This window comes from Bosea beijingensis, assembly GCF_030758975.1.
GTDB lineage: Bacteria > Pseudomonadota > Alphaproteobacteria > Rhizobiales > Beijerinckiaceae > Allobosea > Allobosea beijingensis.
Window position 1 is genome coordinate 4,879,753 of sequence record NZ_CP132359.1, and the last position, 16,741, is coordinate 4,896,493.

Consider the following 16,741-nt stretch of genomic DNA (forward strand, 5'->3'; position numbering starts at 1 on the left):
GGCTGCGACGTTTTTCGTCGGCTTGCTGCTGCTTCTGATCGGGGTCACAGACATGGCCGGCGCCCAGACTCCTCCCTCCGATGCCAGCGCCGGGCGCTCGCTGAAGCTCGTCGCCCTCGGCGATTCGCTGACGGCCGGCTACAACCTGCCGGGCAGCGCCGCCTTCCCGGCCGTTCTGGAGCAGGCTTTGCGCCAGAAGGGCCTTTCTGTCGAAATCGTGAACGCCGGTGTCTCCGGCGACACGACGCAGGGTGGGCTCGAACGGCTCGACTGGTCGGTGCCGGAAGGGGCCGACGGCGTGATCCTCGAACTCGGCGCGAACGATGCCTTGCGGGGCGTCGACCCGTCGGTGACCCGAAAGAACCTCGAGGCGATCGTCGCGCGCCTGATCGAGCGGAAAATCCCGGTGCTGCTCGCGGGCATGTATGCGCCGCGCAATCTCGGCGAGGATTTCGCGAAACGCTTCGACGCGATCTATCCAGAGCTTGCGAAGAAGCATGGGCTGGTGCTTTACCCGTTCTTCCTGGAAGGCATCGCGGGCGACCGTGCCCTCAACCAGGCGGATGGGCTTCATCCCACGGCCGATGGCGTCGCCGTCATCGTCCGGACCATCCTGCCGACGGTCGAGCGCTTCATCCTCTCCTTGTCCCCCAGGACCTGAGCCGCCCGCGGGTTCTCCGCGCGGCGTATCCCCGCTTCCCGTCTTGCCGCTTGCCGGCCCCTGCTTCCGGAGTTGCATCGCCATGGAATACCGCCGCCTCGGACGCACCGATCTCAAGGTCTCGGTGATCTGCCTGGGAACCATGACCTGGGGGGAGCAGAACACCGAAGCCGAAGGCCATGCCCAGATGGACTACGCCGTCGAGCAGGGGATCAATTTCTTCGACACGGCCGAACTCTATGCGATCCCGCCGAAGCCGGAGACCCAAGGCTCGACCGAGCGGATCATCGGGAACTGGTTCAAGGCGCGGAAGAACCGCGACAAGATCATCCTGGCGTCGAAGGTCTGCGGGCGCGGCGGCAACACCTGGTTCCGCGACGACAAGAGCCCGACACGGGTGACGCGCAAGCAGGTCTTCGAAGCCGTCGACAAGAGTCTGCAGCGCCTGCAGACCGATTATATCGACCTCTATCAATTGCATTTCCCCGAGCGGCCGATGCCCTGGGGCTCAAATCCGACACGTTTCACCAAGGACGCCTACGCTTCGGCGGCCGACGAAACCCCGATCGCCGAACAGCTCGACGCCTTCGCCGAGTTGATCAAGGCCGGCAAGATCCGCCATCTCGGCCTTTCCAACGAGAGCGCCTGGGGCACGATGCGCTTCGTCACCGATTCGGAAGCGCGCGGCACGCCGCGGGTCCAGTCGATCCAGAACGCCTACAGCCTGCTCAACCGCACCTTCGAGACGGCTCTGGCCGAGGTCGCGCTGCATGAGGATGTCGGCCTGCTCGCCTATTCGCCGCTGGCGCAAGGCTTCCTCACCGGCAAATATCTCGACGGCGCCCGTCCGGCCGGAGCGCGCACGACCTTGTTCGACCGCGGCCAGCGCTACCAGACGGCCGGCGCCGAGGCGGCGATCAAGCGCTATATCGCGCTTGCCCGCGAATCAGGGCTCGACCCGGCGCAAATGGCTCTGGCTTTCGTGAACAGCCGCTCCTTCGTCACCGCCAACATCATCGGTGCCACGTCGATGGAGCAGCTCAGGACCGATATTGCCTCGATCGACGTGAAGCTCTCGCCGGAGGTCGAGGCCGGGATCGACGCGATTCATCAGCTCGTCGGCAATCCCTGCCCGTAACGGCTTGTTTCCAACCTAACCGCAGTCATCCCGGGCGACCGAAGGGAGACCCGGGATCCATCTGAACCTTGATCGGAGGCGCTCCGGCATGGATCCCGGATCGGCGCCGCTTCGCGGCTTGTCCGGGATGACGCGGCGGGGCTGGTCGGTTGCGACAGTGCAAAAACGGTTCCCTTGAGCCGGCTGCGCGCTTACCGTCTCGCCAGAGTCACATTCGCTTGGCAGGGANCGGCGGGGCTGGTCGGTTGCGACAGTGCAAAAACGGTTCCCTTGAGCCGGCTGCGCGCTTACCGTCTCGCCAGAGTCACATTCGCTTGGCAGGGATTCGCTCATGCCGAGGCTGTTCATCGCTCTGGAAATCCCCGCCGAGGTCGCGACCGGGCTGACGTTGCATCGCGGCGGATTGTCGGGCGCGCGCTGGATCGAGCCGGCCGACTATCACATCACCCTGCGCTTCCTGGGCGATGTCGACCGGCGCATGGCGAACGATATCGACGACATGCTCTCCGATCTCACAGCCTATCCGTTCGAGGTCACGCTCGACGCGCTCGGCAGCTTCGGCGGCGACAAGCCGCGGGCACTCTTCGCGCGGGCGCAGCCCGGCAAGACGCTGACCGATCTCCAGGGCGATCTCGAACGGCAGATGCGCCGCCTCGGCCTGCCGGCGGAAGCGCGCAAGTTCGTGCCTCATGTCACGCTGGCGCGGTTGCGCGACACGACTCCCGTCGAGCTCGCGCATTTCCTCAGCCTGCACCCGATCGTCCGTCCGTTCACCTTCACTGCGCGCCGGGTGGCCCTGATGTCCTCGCGTGATTCGATCGGCGGCGGGCCCTATGTGCTGGAGGCGGCCTATCCGCTCGGCCCATCCTACCCGAATCGCCTGTCGCGGGAGATGCGGCGATGACGCGGCCGAAGCGACTCTCGCCCGAGGCACAGGCCGAGGCGTTGGCGACCCTGACCGGCTGGAAGCTCGCGCAAGGTCGCGAGGCCATCGCCAAGCGCTTTGTCTTCCGCGATTTCAGCGAGGCCTTCGGCTGGATGACGCGGGTTGCGCTGCTGGCCGAGGCGATGAATCACCATCCGGAATGGTCGAATGTCTATCGCACCGTGGACATCACGCTGGCGACCCATGATGCCGGCGGCCTGACCGAGCTCGACGTGAAGCTGGCGCGCGCCATCGACGCGATCTCGGATTGAGTCGGGACTGCGCTACCCGCCTTGCCGCGGCGCGGGCATGACCTGGCGCGCGAGGCTTGCCGGCAGGCGCTTCGCTACGGTCTTCAGCAGCGGGCGCCAGTGCTGGATGCCGAGATGGCAGGCCAGCCGCCCCTTCAGCGACAGCGGCCGGAGATGGTCGCTGACCGCGACGCTGCCATCGGCATGTTCGAGTTTGTAAGGCTCCGACGGCGCGAGCAGGTCGAAGATCGTGCTGCCGCGGGCGCGGGCGCGGGCGAAGCTGTGATGGATCAGGATCTTGCCGATGCCGTCCTGCCCGTGCCCGGGATCGGTCGCGAGGACATGCGCGAAGCTGTGTCCCTTGCAGTCGAAGGACAGGTCGATGCCGATCGGGGCGCCTTCGCTGAAGATCGATGCGATTCGCAGCGTGGCTTCGCCGGAAGCATCGGCGGCGAGATCGATGAAGAAGGCGGCGAAGCGGGGATCGTTGAGGACCGGCGCAACGATGCCGCGCCGGGCGAGTGTCGTGCGCTTCATCGCGATGGCGGTGGCGGCGAGTTGCGCCGCCTCCGGGCCGGGCGGCGGCATGGCATGGGTGAGCGGGCCGCGCTCCTCGAGGCGGCGCAGGCGGCGGCGATGGTTCGAGCGTTCGCGGGCCGGATAGACGAGGCTTGGGCCTGCCTCTCCCACGCGGCGGACGAGATCGGCGAAGGGCGCGTCCTGCCGGTCGCCCTGCACCGCGCCGCCGAGCAGGCCGCTCCGGGCAAGGCGCGAATCGGCGCGCAGCTTGCGGGCCTCGAAGAGATCGGCGCGCATGTTTTCGATGAAGGCCCAGCTCGCTCGCTGCAGCGCCTCCTCGCCATCGCCGACAAGCACATCGCCGAACTGGGCGACCGGAACGCCCATGAAGCGCAGGGTGTCGAGGCCGTAGCGCTTCTGGCGAATCAGCGGCCAGACCATGACCAATTCACCGGCCCGCCGTGCGGTGACGATGCTGAGCCGCGTGCCGGGGGTGAGGTAATGCGCCACCCAATGACGCAGGAAGACATGGCTCTGGAAGAGCTGCGACGGCGCGGCCGAGCGCTCGAACAGCGCCTCCCAGTCCCGGCGCAGCGCCAGGAAGCCGGCGACATCCTCGACGAGATCGAGCGTCACGGTATCGTCGCGCGCGGTGGGCAAGGGCATCGCCGCGTTCATGGCCCCGCACGCAGATGCGCGATGAGGCGTTTCGCGCCCGCCATGCGGAAGCGGGCGAGATAGGGCAGCATCAAGAGCGGATGGCGCGCGGCGAAGGGCGCGTCGTGCTCGACCATATGGCGAACGGCCACGACCGGAAACGGCGCGCGCAACGGGCGGAACCGGGGATTCCAGAGGCCTGGCGCCTCCGAGTCCGGATGCATCAGCCCGATCATGCGGAAGCGGCGGAGCGATACGAATTTCAGCCGCTTCTGAACCCGTTGCAGCATTGCCGTGCCGGCCGCGTCGGCGCAGCCGGGAAAGCCGATGATGACCGTGCGGAAATGCTGCAGGGTCGCTTGGGCTGGAATCGCGTCGAGATCGGCGAAGCTGCGGTTCACGGTCGCGAAGGCTGCATCCTCATCGGCCGCGATTGCGGTGGAAATGCCGAGGCGGACGGTGTCGAGCTTCGCGGCCTGGCGGGTGAAGGGGCAGACGGCGCCGGTGCGGCCGAGATCGGCATGGGCGCTCATCAGATAGGTCTCGATCCAATCGACGAGCACGGCCAGCGGCGGCGCGGCGCCGTCCGCGCAGCGGGCCCGGGCTTCGGGCAGGGTCAGAAGCTCGGGTTCGGCGACGGTGCTATCGGCCATGGCTACATGACGGGAGAAGGGGCAGCCGTCGTATAGCAGCGCCGGATTAGCGAAGGATTGATCGCTGCCGGCAGGTCGCAGGCGCCGCGTTGACGCGTCCTAAACCCTGTTCCAGCCGCAGGCACCGAGCGCCGCCAGCATATGCGGCGGCGGCGGTGCCTCGACCGTGATCGGATCGCGCTTCCTGTGGAGCGGGATCGCGATCGACCGGGCGTGCAACTGGAGGCCCGGCCCGCCTTCGCGCGGGGCATCGCCATAGATCTCGTCGCCGAGCATCGGCCAGCCCGAAGCCTGGCAATGGACGCGCAATTGGTGGGTGCGGCCGGTCAGCGGCTCCAGCGCGAGCCAGGCGAGCGGGCCGTGCTCGCTCTCGCCCCGGCCCAGCACGCGATAGCGGGTCTGCGAGGGCAGGCCGGCGGGATCGACCTTCATCCACCAGCCGCGTTCGGGCGAGCGCTTGGCGAGGGGAAGGTCGATCAATCCCTCGTCCTGCGCAGGCTCGCCCTGCACGATCGCCCAGTAGGTCTTGTCGATGCGGCCATCACGAAACATCTGGTTGAGCTCCGCCATGGCGCGAGGGTGCCGGCCGAGCACGAGGCAGCCGGAGGTGTCCTTGTCCAGTCGGTGCGCCGCTTCAGGCTTGCGCGGCAGGCCGAAGCGCAATGCGTCGAGATAATCGGTCAGGACCGGGATGATGCGGCGCTTGGCCTGCGGCCCGCGATGCGAAGGCAATCCGGCAGGCTTGTCGATGACGAGCATCATGGCGTCGCGATAGAGCAGCGGCACCGGCAGTTCTTCCTCGATCTGCCCATGGGATTGCGAATTTTCTGGTCGGTCCGGCGCTGCCATGGCATTGCGCTAGCGAAGCCGGCCCGGCGGCGCAACCCGATATGCCTGCCGAACCGAAGACAGGACGACGATGAGCGAGACCGAACCGAAGAAACGCGGCTTCTTTTCAAGGCTGTTCGGACGCGACGAGGAACCGGTCAAGCCGGCTCCCGCCCCGGAGGCGGTGACCGAACAGGCTGTCGAGCCGGTCGAGGAGCGAAAGCCGGAAGCTGAAGAGGTTGCTCCCGCGGCGGCGGCTGAGGCGGAAGCGCCTGTCGTCGAGGCGTCGGCCCCTGAGCCGGTTGCGCCGCCGGCTCCGGTCGAAGAGGCTGCGCCTGCGGTCGAGCCCGAGCCGGTCGTTGCCATCGTTCCGCAGTCCGAGCCCGTTGCGGCTCCCGTCCCTGCGCCGCAGCCGAAGCGGAGCTGGTGGCGGCGATTGACCGAGGGGCTGTCGCGGACCTCCTCGGCGCTGACGACGGGGATCACCGATCTCTTCACCAAGCGCAAGCTCGACGCCGGCACGCTGGAAGACCTCGAGGATATCCTGATCCAGGCCGATCTCGGCCTCGCGACCTCCGCCAAGATCGCCAAGGCCGTCGGCGACGGGCGCTACGACAAGCAGATCGAGCCATCCGAGGTGAAGGCGATCCTGGCGCGCGAGGTCGAGACGATCCTGCTGCCCGTCGCCCAGCCGCTGGCGATCGACGCCACGAAAAAGCCGTTCGTGCTGCTGATGGTCGGGGTCAATGGCTCCGGCAAGACCACGACGATCGGCAAGCTCGCCGCGAAATTCCGCAGCGAGGGCAAGTCCGTGATGCTCGCCGCCGGCGACACTTTCCGCGCCGCGGCGATCGAGCAATTGCGCGTCTGGGGCGAGCGCACCGGGGCCGAGGTCGTCCATGGCCAGCAGGGCGCCGACGCGGCGGGCCTCGCCTTCGAGGCGCTGCAGAAGGCGAAGGCGAACAATACCGACGTGCTGCTGATCGACACGGCCGGCAGGCTGCAGAACAAGCAGGGATTGATGGACGAGCTCGCCAAGGTCGTGCGCGTCATCCGCAAGCAGGACCCGAGCGCACCGCATGCGGCGCTGCTCGTGCTCGACGCGACCGTCGGCCAGAACGCGATCAGCCAGGTCGAAGCCTTCCGCGAAACCGCGGGGGTGACCGGGCTGGTCATGACCAAGCTCGACGGCACGGCGCGCGGCGGCATCCTGGTGGCGCTCGCCGCGCAGTTTGGCCTGCCTGTGCATTTCATCGGCGTCGGCGAGAGCGTCGAGGATCTGGAGCCGTTCTCGGCGCGCGATTTCGCGCGGGCTGTGGCGGGCATGGAATCAGCTTCGGGAGAGGCGGCGTGAGCGAGACCACACAGCAAGTTCCGGTCGAGGCGGCCAAGGGCAAGACGGTCAGCCCTTTGCTCAAGCTCGCGCTGGAATTCGGGCCGCTGGCGATCTTCTTCTTCGCCAATTCCTATGGCGACCGACTGTTCGGCGTCACCGAAGACCGGCGCATCTTCGTTGCGACCGGTATCTTCATCGCGGCTTCGCTGATCGCGCTGGCCTTGTCGCGGGCGCTGATGGGCTACCTCCCGCGCATGGCGATCGTGAACGCGATCGTCGTCACCGTCTTCGGCGGTTTGACGCTGGCCCTGGACGATGCCTTCTTCATCAAGGTCAAGCCGACCATCGTGAACGCGCTGTTCGGCTCGGTACTGCTCGGCGGGCTGTTTTTCGGGCGCGCGCTGCTCTCACTGGTGCTGGAGACGGTGCTGCAGCTCGACGAGGAGGGCTGGCGCAAGCTGACCTTCCGCTGGGGCCTGTTCTTCTTCGTGCTGGCGGCCATCAACGAGGTGGTCTGGCGTACGCAGACCCAGGATTTCTGGGTCGCCTTCAAGGTCTGGGGCGTGATGCCGCTGACCATGGCCTTCGCGCTGGCGCAGACACCCCTGATCCTGAAGCACGAGATCAAGCCGCCGAAGACCGAGGAATAGGCTCGATTTGGCAGGCTATTGCCATTTGGCAATATTATCTCCATTTTATGCCAAATGGAGAGCGACGCCATGACTGGCCTGCTGCGCATCGAGACGGCCCAGCGCGATTTTGTCCCCGATCCGATCACGGATGACGAGGCGGCGGCGATGTTTCGCGCCGCGGTCAATCTGTTCCGGCTCTGGCGGATCACCGACGAGGAAGCGGCGGTGCTGGTCGACCTGCCGGTCAGGAGCTACCGGCGCTGGAAAGCCGGCGAGATCGGCCGCATCTCGCGCGACGGCAAGGCCCGGCTCTCGAACCTGATGGGCATCCATAAGGCGCTACGCCTGATCTTCACCGAGCCGCAGCGCGGTTATGAGTGGATCAAACGGGCCAATGCCGGTTTCGGCGGGAAATCGGCTGTTGATGTGATGCTCGGCGGCGAACTCACCGACCTGATGCGGGTGCGCCGGCTGCTCGATGCCGAGCGGGGCGCCTGGTGATCGATCCGGCGAGCCTGCCGGTCGCGGAGATCGAATGGCGCGGGGCGGTCCGGATCATCCGCAGCATCTTCCCGCCGATCGACCTGTTCGAGGATATCGCCGATCCCGCCGACTGGCCGCTGCTGATCGCGGCCGAGCAGAAGACCAATCCGCGCCTGATGGAGACGATCGGCAATCTCGATCTGGTCCCCACGGAGCGGCGCGTCTCCGGGCCGGGGGCGAGCTGGCTGATGGCGCCCTTCACCCATGTCAGCCCGGACCGGCCGAGCCGCTTCAGCGATGGCAGTTTTGGCGTGCTCTATGTCGGCGATCGCTTCGAGGTGGCGCTGCTGGAGACGATCCACCACCATGCCCGCTTCATGCTGGCGACGGCCCAGCCGCCGGGTTGGACCTCGCAATTCCGCGAGATCGTGCTGGAGATCGACGCGGAGCTTCACGACATCCGGCCACTCGGGGCCGAAGCAGCACCGGTACTCGATCCCGCCGACTATGTCGCGAGCCAGACGCTCGGCATCGGCTTGCGGGCGCTCGGCTCGGCCGGTATCGCCTATCCAAGCGTGCGCTGTCCTGGCGGCGAATGCGTCGGGCTGTTCTATCCGGATGGCGCGAGCCACCCCGTGCAGGGCCGGCATCTCGACTATCACTGGAACGGCGAGCGGGTGGACCTCTACCGGGACCGCAGTGCCGGCGAGGTTTTCCGCATCGTTTGAGGCCTATTTCGGCGCCAACCGGATTGCGCCGTCGAGGCGGATCGCGGTGCCGTTCAGCATGTCGTTCTCGATGATGCTGCGGGCGAGCGCGGCATATTCCGCCGGGCGGCCGAGACGGGAGGGGTGCGGCACCGAGACCGCGAGCGAGGCCTTGGCGTCGTCGGGGAGGCCGGCGAACATCGGCGTCTCGAACAGGCCGGGCATGATCGTGACGATGCGGATGCCGACGCCGGCGAGATCGCGCGCGACCGGCAGAGTCAGGCCGACGACGCCGGCCTTGGAGGCGGCATAGGCGGCCTGGCCGATCTGACCGTCCTCGGCTGCGACCGAGGCCGTGCAGATGATGACGCCGCGGCCGCCATCGGCCGTAACGGGATCGAGGCCGGCGAGCGCGGCCGCCGATTTGGCGATGATGCGGAAGGTACCGGTCAGGTTGATCGCGACCGCCTTCTCGAAGGTGGCGAGGTCATGGGCGATGAGCTCGCCGGTGTCGCGCTTCTTCGAGACGACGCGGCGGCCGGGTGCGATGCCCGCGCAGTTGACGATGATGCGGGCGACGCCATGGGCCGCACGGGCTTTGGCCAAGGCTTCGTCGACCGAGGCCTCGCTGGTGACGTCGCAGAGGGCGAAGACGCCGCCGATTTCCCTGGCGATGGCCTCGCCGCGCTCGGCATTGAGATCGAGCAGCGCGACCTTGACGCCCTGGCTGGCCAGCATGCGCGCGGTCGCCTCGCCGAGGCCGGAGGCGCCGCCGGTGACGATGGCAGCGAGGGAGGAATCGAGTTTCATGGCGCGTTTCCCGTCAATCTTGTTGTGACAGCCGGTTTAGAGGGGGTTTTGCCTCGCTCCAAGCGGGTTTTGCTGGCGCCCTCTTGTGCAGGATTGCGCCGGGGCCATCTTTCGACATGGCGCTTTGATGGGAGGCGCGCGATGATCGGCATCACAGGTGCCAAGGAGAGAACAGGGATGAGCGAGGGGTTCAGCGCAAGCTTCAGCCGCGAGGAGATGGAGGCGATCCGCAAGAGCCTGCGCGACGAGGCGAAGTTCGGGTCCGATTTCATGGCCCGGCTCAAGCGCGTCGCGAAGCGTATTCCGTTTGCGGAGGATTTGCTGGCGGCGTGGTTCTGCGCGCGCGATCCGGCGACGCCACGGCGCGTGCGGCTGACGCTGCTCGCCGCGCTCGGCTATTTCGTGCTGCCGGTCGACGCCATTCCCGACATCATGCCGCTGCTCGGCTTCACCGATGACGCGGCGGTGATCGCGGCTGCCATCGCAGCCGTCGCCGGTTCGATCACGCCCGAGCATCGCGAGCGGGCGAGGCAGACGCTGGCGGAGCTATAAGGCTCCGTCACAGCGTCAGCACGATCTTGCCCTTCGCCTTGCGGTCGGCGATCAGCGCATAGGCCTCGGTCCAGCGTTCGAGCGGGATCGTGGCATGGACATGGGCGCGGATATGGCCGCCCGCCGCCCAGTCCAGCAGGCGCTCCATGTTGCGGCGATGGCCGGCCGGGTCGCGCGCGACGAACTGGCCCCAGAACACGCCGCGCAGGTCGCAACCCTTGAGCAATAGCAGGTTGAGTGGGATCTTCGGGATCTCGCCGCCGGCGAAGCCGACGACGAGATAGCGCCCTTCCCAAGCCATCGAGCGGAGGGCCGGCTCGGCCAGCTCTCCGCCGACCGTGTCGTAGAGCGCGTCGACGCCGCGACCTTCGGTCAGCTTCTTCAGCTCGGCGCGGATGTCGTCGCGCGCATAATCGATCTCCTTCTGCGCGCCGTGCTCGCGGGCAAGCGCGAGCTTGTCGGGCGAGGAGGCGCAAGCGATGACATGGGCGCCTAGAAGAGCGCCGATCTCGACCGCCGCGAGCCCTGCTCCGCCGGAGGCGCCGAGGACTGCGAGCGTCTCGCCCGCCTTGAGCCCGGCGCGCTGGATCAGTCCATGCATGGCGGTGCCGTAGGTAACGAAGAGGCCGGCCGCCTGTGCATCGTCGAGCCGGTCGGGGATGCGGATGAGCTGGTCGGCGGGGACGGCGACCTTTTCGCGCGCCGCGCCGTAGCCCAGCCAGGCAGCCACGCGCTCGCCGACCTGCCAGCCGGCCACGCCTTCGCCGATGGCGCTGATCGTGCCGGCGCATTCGGCCGAGGGCGAGAAGGGGAAGGCAGGCTTGGTCTGGTAGCGACCCTGGATGATCAGCGTGTCGAAGAAGTTCAGCGCGGCGGCCTTAACGGCGACGACGATCTCGCCGGGGCCCGGTTTCGGATCCGGCAGGTTGCGGATCGCCAGGTCCTCGGCCGGGCCGTGATGGTCGCAGAGCAGGGCCTTCATCGTCGATCCGCCTTCGTCGTCATCGCATCCGATCCTGGCATGGCCGGATGCGGCACGGAACCGCCTCGTCATCATTCGTATTTTCGCCAGGATCGTGACACTCTATGCCGCCGTCCCGCGTGAGCGCGCCTGATCAACAGGTGGTAAACGCGGTATTAAGTTTTTTAGTGACTGATGGCGGTCCATGATCAGCTCGTTCCTCCGCACCTCCCGCGCCGCTGCCCTCCGTTCTGCTCTCGCTGCCACCCTCGCGGCGGGCAGCACCGCTGTTCTGTTGCTACCGACAGGCGCAGCCGCCCAGCAGCGTGCCAAGCCCGCCCCGGCCGCAGCCGCTCCCGGCCAGGGCCAGGCCATGCTGCTGGAGACCGCCGGCAAGTGGCAGGCCTTCTCCTCCCAGCAGGGCCGCTCCAAGGTCTGCTATGCGCTGTCCAAGGCCGAGACCCGCATCCCCGCCAACCTCAAGGAAGTCGAAGGCCTGCTCTTCGTCTCCAGCCGGCCGGGCGAGGGCGTGCGCAACGAGATCAGCTTCGTGATGAATTTCGACCTCAAGGAAGGGGTCGAGCATCAGGCGATCATCGGCAACGAGCGCTTCGCGCTGGTCGCCAAGGGCCAGAACATGTGGCTGAAGAACCCCGCCGAGGAGCCGCGCATGCTCGACGCGCTGCGCCGCGGCTCCGGGCTGGAGATCAAGGGCACCTCCAAGCGCGGCAATCCGACCAGCGACAAGTACTCGCTCGCGGGCATCAGCCAGATCGTGAAGCGGGCGGAGGACGCCTGCAAGTAAGGCATTTCGGGCCATGGCCTCGGGCGTAACCGGATCGGTGCGCCGGTTGAAGGGCCGCTGCTATTGCGGAGCGGCTCGCTTCGAGGTTGCGGATGCCTTCCGCTACGCCGCCAATTGCCATTGCTCGCAATGCCGGCGTACCACCGGATCGGCCTTCAAGCCTTTCGCCGGTATCGAGCGGGCGAAACTCGCGGTCACCGCGGGCGCGGATGCCCTTCTGATCGTCGGCGAGCCCGATAATCACAATGCACATTGCCGCTGCTGCGGCTCGCTGCTGTTCTCGGTGGTTCGCGAAGGGGCCTATGTCCATGTCGCATTGGGGACGCTCGATGATGCTCCCAGCCTCCGGCCCGACCATCACATCTTCGTCGGCTCGAAGGCGCCCTGGTACGATATCACCGACGATCTGCCGCAATTCGAGGGGCATTCGTCCTAGGCGGGTAGCGCCTGCGAATCGCGCAATTTCCGATTCTTCCCGAATTGTGCTAGGGAGCCGCGAAATCCCGCGCCTTCCCCGATGGGCGACGACAGAGCTCCGATGACCGCATCCGTTCCCGCCACCGCCGCTCCGGCGGCCGAACCCGTTTTGCGACGCCCCTCGCTGGTCGGGCGCACCCGCGCCGGCCTGATCGAGGCGCTGGCCGAGATCGGCGTGCCCGAGAAGGAACGGCGCATGCGCGTCGGCCAGCTCTGGAACTGGATCTATCATTACGGCGTGCGCGATTTCGACGCGATGACGACGATCGGCAAGGGGCTGCGTGGTGAACTCGCGGCGCATTTCTCGCTCGACCTGCCCACCGTCACCGCCGAGCAGGTCTCGACCGACGGCACCCGCAAATGGCTGATGCGCATGCCCTCGACCGGGCCGCATGATCGCGGCGCCGAGATCGAATGCGTCTATATCCCCGAGGTCGATCGCGGCACGCTTTGCGTTTCCAGCCAGGTCGGCTGCACGCTGACCTGCACCTTCTGCCATACCGGCACGCAGCGCCTGGTGCGCAATCTCAAGACCGAAGAGATCGTCGCCCAGTTGATGGTGGCGCGCGACCGGCTCGGCGATTTCCCGAACCGAAAGGCGCCGGATGGCGCTTTCGTGCCGAATGACGGTGGGCGCTTCGTCTCCAATATCGTCTTCATGGGCATGGGCGAGCCGCTCTATAATTTCGATGGCGTGCGCGACGCGATCGGCGTGATCACCGACGACCAGGGCTTGTCGCTCGGGCGCCGCCGCATCACCGTCTCGACCTCGGGCGTGGTGCCGCAGATCGGCCCGCTCGGCGACGAGATGGGCACCATGCTGGCGATCTCGCTGCATGCCGTGCGCGACGAGCTGCGTAACGAATTGGTGCCGCTCAACAAGAAATACCCGATCAAGGACCTGCTCGAGGCCTGCCGGAACTATCCGGGACTCTCGAACGCGAAGCGGATCACGTTCGAGTATGTCATGCTCAAGGGCGTGAACGATTCCGATGCCGAGGCGCGCGAGCTCGTGCGCCTGCTCAAGGGCATTCCGGCCAAGATCAACCTGATCCCGTTCAATCCCTGGCCCGGCACCAAATACGAATGCTCGGACTGGGACCGGATCGAGCGCTTTTCCGAGATCGTCTTCCGTGCCGGCTATGCCTCGCCGGTGCGCACGCCGCGCGGGCGCGACATCCTCGCCGCATGCGGCCAGCTCAAGAGCGAGACGGAGAAGCTCTCCGCCCGCGCTCGCCTGATGCTGGACGAGGCGCAAGCCGACGCTCCGGCCGTCGCGGCGGAATAAGCCTTGCTGCGCTGGTTGCTGCTGATTCCGTTCGCCTGCCTCGTCGCGATGGGGGCGGGGCTGTTCTTCCTGGGCGCGGCGAGCTTCGCTTCGCCCGCCGTGGCCATGCTGATCGGCGGCGGCATCGAGCGCCTCATCGATATCCTGTTCGGGCTCGCCGAAAGCGGCATCGACCCGGCGCCGGCCGCGCAAGCGGCGTTCGCGCTGATCGGCAAGCTGGGTCTGGCGATCATTGTCGCGCCGGTCGTGCTGGTCGCAGTCGGCTCGGAGCTGTTCCGTTTGCGCAGCGGCCTGCTTCAGAGCGGCTTCACGGGACTTCTGGCCGCGCTGTTGCCGCTTGCCATGCTGAGGTTGTCGCGCGCGCCGAGCACGGCCGAGATCCAGATCATCTCCGGCCTCTTCCTGGTCGGCGCGGCGACGGGCTTCGTCTACTGGCTGATCGCCGGGCGCGGCGCTGGTGGCGAGCGCCCGGCGCAGCCCTAGCCACCTCAGTCCCCGATCGCGACGCCTTCGCGGCGGCCGTCGGCGCCGCCCAGAAAGCCTTCCGGCGTCTTGACGATGGCTTGCGTGCCAGAGGTCATCTCCAGCAGGCGGACCTCGTGGCCCTTCGCCTCCAGCGCGGCCTTCCAAGCCTCGGCCTCGGTGCCCTTCTCCAGCTCGGTCGGGCCGTTGCGGCTGCCGAAATTGCCGAAATCCACGGCCTGTTGCGGATCCATCTTCCAGTCGAGCAGGGCGACCAGCGTCTTGCCGACATAGCCGATGATCTGGCTGCCGCCGGGCGAGCCGACCACGGCATAGAGCCGGCCGAAGGCATCGAAGACCAGCGTCGGCGCCATCGACGAGCGCGGGCGTTTGCCGGGCTCGACGCGATTGGCGACGGGCTTGCCGTCCTCCTCCGGTGCGAAGTTGAAGTCGGTCAATTCGTTGTTGAGCAGGAAGCCGCCCCTGGTCATGAGGCGGGAGCCGAAGCCGTCCTCGATCGTCGTGGTCATGGCGACGGCGTTGCCGTCCGCGTCGACGACGGAGATATGACTGGTGCCGTTCTCGATGCCGTCGGAGGGGGAGAGCAATTGCGCGCGCTTGTTCGGGGGATCGCCGGGCTTGGCGCGGCCCATCGAGCGTTCGGGGCTGACGAGCCCGGCGCGCGAGCGGATATAGTCGCGATCGATCAGGCCGCTGACGGGCACGCTGATGAAGGCGGGATCGGCGAGGTAGAGCGCGCGGTCGGCGAAAGCGAGCCGGCCGGCTTCACTGAACCAGTGCGCGGCGTCAGCGCCCGGTCCCATCCGGCGCAGGTCCTGGCTTTCGAGGATGCCGAGCATCTGCTGGAGCGCGACCGCGCCCGAGCTTGGCGGCCCCATGCCGCAGAGGCGCCAGATGCGGTAGGCCCCGCAGACCGCTTCCCGCTCCTCAACCTTGTAGGCGGCGAGATCGGCGAGCGTGATATCGCCCGGATTGGTCGGATGGCCGGTGACCGTCGCGACGATATCCTCGGCGACCTGTCCCTTGTAGAGCGCCTCCGAGCCTTGGGATGAAACGGCCCGCAGCGTCGCGGCGAAGGCCGGGTTCTTCAGGACGGTGCCGACAGCCTTGGGCTTGCCGTCCGGCTCGTAGAAATAGGCGGCGGCGAGCGCGTTTTTCGGCAGGTCCTTTTCGCCGGCGAGCAGGCCATTGAGCCGCGGCGAGATCGCGAAGCCTTCCTCCGCCAGTTTCAGGGCAGGGGCGACGACGTCAGGCCAGGGCAGCTTGCCCCAACGGCGATGCGCCTCCTCCAGCAGTTTCAGCGTTCCGGGGACGCCGACCGAACGGCCGCCGACCACGGCCTCCTTGAACGGCATCGGCTTGCCGTCCTTCATGAAGCGGTCGGGCTTGGCGGCGGCCGGGGCGGTCTCGCGGCCGTCAAGCGTCGTCACCTTTCGGCCGGCCTCGTCCCAATGGACGAAGAAGGCGCCGCCGCCGATGCCGGAGCTCTGCGGCTCGACGAGATTGAGGACGAGCTGGATGGCGATCGCGGCGTCGGTGGCGCTGCCGCCGGCGCGCAGGATGTCGCGCCCGGCCGTCGCGGCCAGCGGATTGGCAGCGGCCGCCATGAAACGCTGGGCCGTTCCGAGCGTCTTGACGGCGCGCCCGGTCGCTGCCTCCGGGGCGGGGGCTTGTGGCTGGGCGATGGCGATCTGGGTGGCGAGCAGGGCTGCGGGAACCGAGAGAAAGAGAGACAGGCGCATGGGCGAAGCTCCGGTGAGGCGCGCAGGATAGGCTATTCGCCGCGGCCTGACAGCTTGGATCGATAAGCGCTGGCGGGTAAGGTCCGAATCGCTTGTTCTGACGTTGCCAAAAAGGGGTTTTCGGCATGTCGTTTTCGACCCACCTTCGCCGGCCGCTCTCCTGGCTCGTCCTCGGCATGCTCGGAATCGTGCTCGCCGGCTGCGGCTACAACAACGTGCCGACGCTGGAGGAAAAGGCGAAAGCCGCCTGGTCCGAGGTGCAGAATCAGTACCAGCGCCGCGCCGACCTGATCCCGAATCTGGTGGAAACGGTGAAGGGCTACGCCGCGCAGGAGCGCGAAGTCCTGACCGCGGTCGTCGAGGCCCGCGCCAAGGCAAGCCAGGTCAAGGTCGATGCCTCCACGATCAACGACCCCGCGAAGTTCAAGGAATACCAGGACGCGCAGAACCAGCTCACCGGCGCGCTGGGGCGGCTGCTCGTCACGGTCGAGCGCTATCCGGACCTGAAATCCAACCAGAACTTCCTCGCCCTGCAATCGCAGCTCGAAGGCACCGAGAACCGGGTCGCGGTGGCGCGGCGCGACTACATCCAGGCGGTGCAGGCCTTCAACACCGAGATCCGTACCTTCCCGGGCGTGATCTGGGCGAAGCTGTTCTGGGGCGCCAAGCCGATGGAGACCTTCACGGCGACCGCGGGTGCCGAGCGGCCGCCGGCGGTGAAGTTCTAAGGTTGTGACGACCTTGCCGGAAGAGGCGCGGGAAACCCCTCCCCCGTGTGGGAGAGGGTTTCTGCGTCGTGTTTCCGCATTCTTCGTTTTTCTGCTCTGCGCTCT

The 16,741-nt window shown here is 67.3% G+C and carries 20 protein-coding genes; 14 read left to right on the forward strand and 6 right to left on the reverse strand.

What is annotated here, in order from left to right:
* The first annotated feature begins 52 nt into the window (after positions 1-52).
* From Q9235_RS23310 to Q9235_RS23325, 4 genes are all read left to right on the forward strand, one after another.
* Positions 53-661 carry an arylesterase gene (locus Q9235_RS23310; RefSeq protein ID WP_306224164.1) on the forward strand — a complete coding sequence of 203 codons (609 nt, stop codon included), beginning with the start codon at positions 53-55 and terminating at the stop codon, positions 659-661.
* 82 nt (positions 662-743) lie between these two features.
* Positions 744-1,799 carry an aldo/keto reductase gene (locus Q9235_RS23315; RefSeq protein WP_306224166.1) on the forward strand — a complete coding sequence of 352 codons (1,056 nt, stop codon included), beginning with the start codon at positions 744-746 and terminating at the stop codon, positions 1,797-1,799.
* A gap of 331 nt (positions 1,800-2,130) precedes the next feature.
* A complete protein-coding gene (thpR, locus tag Q9235_RS23320; protein ID WP_306224168.1) occupies positions 2,131-2,703 on the forward strand; it encodes an RNA 2',3'-cyclic phosphodiesterase in 573 nt (190 codons plus the stop codon).
* The gene (locus Q9235_RS23325; RefSeq protein WP_306224169.1) at positions 2,700-2,996 is read left to right on the forward strand and encodes a 4a-hydroxytetrahydrobiopterin dehydratase; all 297 of its coding nucleotides are present in this window, start codon (positions 2,700-2,702) and stop codon (positions 2,994-2,996) included. The genes thpR and Q9235_RS23325 overlap by 4 nt, the downstream gene beginning before the upstream one ends.
* Before the next feature lie 12 nt (positions 2,997-3,008).
* Here Q9235_RS23325 and Q9235_RS23330 read toward each other — a convergent pair whose 3' ends face one another.
* From Q9235_RS23330 to Q9235_RS23340, 3 genes are all read right to left on the reverse strand, one after another.
* Positions 3,009-4,160 carry a GNAT family N-acetyltransferase gene (locus Q9235_RS23330; RefSeq protein ID WP_306224170.1) on the reverse strand — a complete coding sequence of 384 codons (1,152 nt, stop codon included), beginning with the start codon at positions 4,158-4,160 and terminating at the stop codon, positions 3,009-3,011.
* Positions 4,161-4,168: 8 nt separating this feature from the next.
* Positions 4,169-4,804, reverse strand: coding sequence for a DUF6875 domain-containing protein (locus Q9235_RS23335; RefSeq protein ID WP_306224172.1), 636 nt, complete (start codon positions 4,802-4,804; stop codon positions 4,169-4,171).
* Between the two features lie 99 nt (positions 4,805-4,903).
* On the reverse strand, positions 4,904-5,566 hold the full coding sequence (locus tag Q9235_RS23340; protein ID WP_306228427.1) for an RluA family pseudouridine synthase: 663 nt from the start codon (positions 5,564-5,566) through the stop codon (positions 4,904-4,906).
* Positions 5,567-5,723: 157 nt separating this feature from the next.
* Here Q9235_RS23340 and ftsY point away from each other — a divergent pair, with 157 nt between their 5' ends.
* From ftsY to Q9235_RS23360, 4 genes are all read left to right on the forward strand, one after another.
* Positions 5,724-6,986 carry a signal recognition particle-docking protein FtsY gene (ftsY, locus tag Q9235_RS23345; protein ID WP_306224173.1) on the forward strand — a complete coding sequence of 421 codons (1,263 nt, stop codon included), beginning with the start codon at positions 5,724-5,726 and terminating at the stop codon, positions 6,984-6,986.
* Entirely contained in the window at positions 6,983-7,618 is a 636-nt protein-coding gene (locus tag Q9235_RS23350) for a septation protein A (RefSeq protein ID WP_306224174.1), read from the forward strand. The genes ftsY and Q9235_RS23350 overlap by 4 nt, the downstream gene beginning before the upstream one ends.
* Before the next feature lie 69 nt (positions 7,619-7,687).
* A complete protein-coding gene (locus Q9235_RS23355) occupies positions 7,688-8,101 on the forward strand; it encodes an MbcA/ParS/Xre antitoxin family protein (protein ID WP_306224177.1) in 414 nt (137 codons plus the stop codon).
* Positions 8,095-8,811 carry an RES family NAD+ phosphorylase gene (locus Q9235_RS23360; protein ID WP_422678395.1) on the forward strand — a complete coding sequence of 239 codons (717 nt, stop codon included), beginning with the start codon at positions 8,095-8,097 and terminating at the stop codon, positions 8,809-8,811. Before Q9235_RS23355 ends, Q9235_RS23360 begins: the two co-directional genes overlap by 7 nt.
* Positions 8,812-8,814: 3 nt before the next feature.
* On the opposite strand, the gene Q9235_RS23365 is transcribed toward Q9235_RS23360, so the two are convergent.
* Entirely contained in the window at positions 8,815-9,600 is a 786-nt protein-coding gene (locus tag Q9235_RS23365; protein WP_306224180.1) for an SDR family NAD(P)-dependent oxidoreductase, read from the reverse strand.
* A 216-nt stretch (positions 9,601-9,816) separates the two neighbouring features.
* Between Q9235_RS23365 and Q9235_RS23370 the strand changes: the two genes are divergently transcribed.
* Positions 9,817-10,152: a YkvA family protein gene (locus Q9235_RS23370; RefSeq protein WP_306228430.1), complete on the forward strand. Its 336-nt coding sequence runs from the start codon at positions 9,817-9,819 to the stop codon at positions 10,150-10,152.
* A 7-nt stretch (positions 10,153-10,159) separates the two neighbouring features.
* Here the strand turns inward: Q9235_RS23370 and Q9235_RS23375 are convergent, their stop codons facing one another.
* Positions 10,160-11,134: an NADPH:quinone oxidoreductase family protein gene (locus Q9235_RS23375; RefSeq protein ID WP_306224181.1), complete on the reverse strand. Its 975-nt coding sequence runs from the start codon at positions 11,132-11,134 to the stop codon at positions 10,160-10,162.
* 184 nt (positions 11,135-11,318) lie between these two features.
* Between Q9235_RS23375 and Q9235_RS23380 the strand changes: the two genes are divergently transcribed.
* From Q9235_RS23380 to Q9235_RS23395, 4 genes are all read left to right on the forward strand, one after another.
* Complete coding sequence (locus Q9235_RS23380) at positions 11,319-11,918, forward strand: invasion associated locus B family protein (RefSeq protein ID WP_306224183.1); 600 nt, start codon at positions 11,319-11,321, stop codon at positions 11,916-11,918.
* A gap of 13 nt (positions 11,919-11,931) precedes the next feature.
* Positions 11,932-12,354, forward strand: coding sequence for a GFA family protein (locus Q9235_RS23385; RefSeq protein WP_306224184.1), 423 nt, complete (start codon positions 11,932-11,934; stop codon positions 12,352-12,354).
* A gap of 102 nt (positions 12,355-12,456) precedes the next feature.
* Positions 12,457-13,683 carry a dual-specificity RNA methyltransferase RlmN gene (gene rlmN / locus Q9235_RS23390; RefSeq protein ID WP_306224185.1) on the forward strand — a complete coding sequence of 409 codons (1,227 nt, stop codon included), beginning with the start codon at positions 12,457-12,459 and terminating at the stop codon, positions 13,681-13,683.
* Between the two features lie 3 nt (positions 13,684-13,686).
* Positions 13,687-14,166, forward strand: a complete 480-nt coding sequence (locus Q9235_RS23395) for a hypothetical protein (RefSeq protein ID WP_306224187.1) — start codon at positions 13,687-13,689, stop codon at positions 14,164-14,166.
* 5 nt (positions 14,167-14,171) lie between these two features.
* Here Q9235_RS23395 and ggt read toward each other — a convergent pair whose 3' ends face one another.
* Entirely contained in the window at positions 14,172-15,908 is a 1,737-nt protein-coding gene (ggt, locus tag Q9235_RS23400; protein WP_306224189.1) for a gamma-glutamyltransferase, read from the reverse strand.
* Positions 15,909-16,084: 176 nt separating this feature from the next.
* On the opposite strand from ggt, the gene Q9235_RS23405 reads away from it, so the two are divergent.
* The gene (locus Q9235_RS23405) at positions 16,085-16,636 is read left to right on the forward strand and encodes a LemA family protein (RefSeq protein WP_306228433.1); all 552 of its coding nucleotides are present in this window, start codon (positions 16,085-16,087) and stop codon (positions 16,634-16,636) included.
* The last annotated feature ends 105 nt before the right edge of the window (positions 16,637-16,741 follow it).